Below are 2,479 nucleotides of genomic sequence, written 5' to 3'. Positions count from 1 at the left end.
CGCGGCCCGGCGCGGTGCGCACGCCGTCGGCCTCGACGACGAGCCGGGCCAGCACCGGCCAGCCGCGCGCCTCGGCGTCGGCGGCACGGGCCAGCGCGAGCAGGAAGGCGCCCTCACCGAGCGGCAGGCCGCCGGTCGCTCGGGACAGCAGGTGCTGCAGCTCGTCGGTGGCGTCGCCCTGCGCCGAGAGCACCAGCGCGACGTCGAGACGGTGGTCCTGCAGCGCCCGGCCGGCGACCTCGAGCACGTCGAGGGTCGCGGCCGCGCCGGACTCCACGAGCAGCACCGGGCCGTGCAGGTCGTAGCGGTTGGCCAGGCGCGACGCGGTGACGTTGCCCATCAGGCCCGGCTGGCTGTCGGGGCTGGTGGTGACGGTGCTGCCGCGCACCTCGCGCACCACGGCGGCGGCCGCCGCACCCAGGTCGGGGTCGCCGTCCGCGAGCGCCAGCAGGTCGTCGGCGTAGCAGCGCAGCGCGGCGTCCTGCCACGAGCGGCTCGGCCCGGCGTGCGCGGCGACGACGCCGGTGGTGTCCTCCAGGCCCTCCCACAGCAGGCCGTGCTCGTCGACGAACCGGGCCGCGACCTCGAGCGCCATGAGCTGGGTGCGGTCCACGCGCTCGCTCACGACCGGCGGCATCTTCGTCAGCCGCACGGGCGGCGCGGGGTACGGCGTGGCGAAGGCCGCCTGGTCGGCCGGGGGCAGGCCGCGGCCGAGCCGGTCGGCGACCTCGGCGGCGCTCGGCGCGCCGGGGAGGTGCGCGCTCCAGGCGACGAGCACGCCCTCGTCGTCGGTGTGCCGGCCGCGGCTGCGCGGGGCCGGGGTGCCGGCGGCCGGCGCGTCCTGCAGCAGCAGGTGCGCGTTGGTGCCGCCGAAGCCGAAGCCCGAGACGCCGACGGTGCGCGGACCCTCGGCCGGGCGGGGGAGCGGGTGCTCCGCGAGCGGCACGACCGGTCCGTCGGGGACGTCGAGCGGCGCCTCGAGCCGCGCCTGCGCCGGCACCAGGTCGTGGCGCAGCCCCTCGACGGCGTGGACGACCGAGACCGCGCCCGCGGCCCAGCCGGTGTGCCCGACCAGTGCCTTGTTGGAGGTGCACAGCGTGCCGGGCCCGACGCCCGCCCCGGCCAGGGCGGCGAGCTCGGTCGAGTCGCCGGCGCTGGTGCCGGTGCCGTGGCCGATCACCCACGCGCTGTCGCGGGCGCCCGGACCGCCGGGCAGCCCGGCCCGGGTCAGCGCGAGCTGCTGCCCGGCCGCGCTCGGGGCGGCGATCGCCCGACCCCGGCCGTCGGCCGACGCGCCGAAGCCGGCCAGCACGGCCAGCACCGGGTCGCCGTCGCGCCGCGCGTCCGAGAGCCGGCGCAGCGCCACCACGGCGGCGCCGTCCGAGAAGATCGTGCCGTCGGCGCCGCGGTCGTACGCGCGCACGTCGCCGGCCCGGCTCAGGCCGTCGAGCTTGCCGAACAGCACGTTGAAGCGCGGGCTCACCATGAACCAGCCGCCGCAGAGCGCGAGGTCGCACTCACCGGCGAGCAGGCTGGCGGCGCCCAGGTCGATCGCGTACAGGGAGGACGAGCAGGCGGTGTCGACGACGGTGCAGCGCGTGCCGTCGGGCAGCAGACCGGCCACGGCCGCCGCCGCGACGCCGTCCGGCAGGTGCTCCTCGGGGGCGCCGGCGCTCAGCGGCCAGTGCGCGGCGAGCCGGGCGCGCAGCGCGTCGGGCGACGGCGCCGCCCCCGGCCAGTGCGCGGCGAGCCGGCGGGTGAAGCCCTCGACGACGAGCGCCTCCTCGAGGTGCTGGTCGCCGTCGGCGCAGGCACCCAGCACCACCCGCGAGCGCAGCCGGGCGTGCTCGGGCGTCGGCAGCGCCTGTCGGATCGCCCGGCGCAGCCACGACACCGACAGGCTCGCGTCGTCGGCGACGTCCGGCTCGCGCGGCGTCCGCACGTACCCGGCGGTCGCGGCGTACGTGCGGTCGCGGTCCCCGGGGTCGGCCGCCCAGAAGGCGTCGGACCGGTACCGGTCGCCGGGCGTCGAGAACGCGGGCGCCCCGGAGCGCAGCAGCTCCCACAGCTGCCCGGGGCCGTCGGCGCCCGGCACGGTGAGGCCGGTGCCGACGACTGCGACGCAGTCGTCGTCGCCGGGCGTGCTCGACGGCGTGACGGCGGCACCCGCGTCGGGCCTGGGAGCCGTGCGGGCGGGCGACGCGGCGGGTCCTCCTGCTGCGACGGGCCGGCCGCTCACGAGGTGCAGCCCGGTGAGGCCGGACGCCGCGTCGGACACCAGGAGGCCCACCAGCCGGGCGGTCTCCTCGGGCGCGCCGGCGCCGGACGTCGCGGTGACCCGGACGCCGTGCGGCGCGAGCTGCACCGCGAGGTGCCGGGTCAGCGCCTCGACGGCCGCGGCGCAGACGGCCGCGCACCCGTCGTCGGTGCCCGGGTCGGTGCCGCCGACCAGCACGATCACGCCGCCGCGGCCGCGCAG

1 protein-coding gene is annotated in these 2,479 nt (G+C 79.4%); it reads right to left on the bottom strand.

Going from position 1 to position 2,479, the window contains the following annotated elements; translation table 11 throughout:
- Positions 1-2,479: beta-ketoacyl [acyl carrier protein] synthase domain-containing protein (locus ACYVI6_RS18470; protein WP_460447758.1), on the bottom strand; the 2,479-nt coding region annotated here is incomplete at both ends.

The organism is Angustibacter aerolatus, from assembly GCF_054776675.1.
The sequence above is the reverse complement of the archived record's forward strand: the minus strand, read 5'-3'. Positions and strand labels throughout refer to the sequence as shown.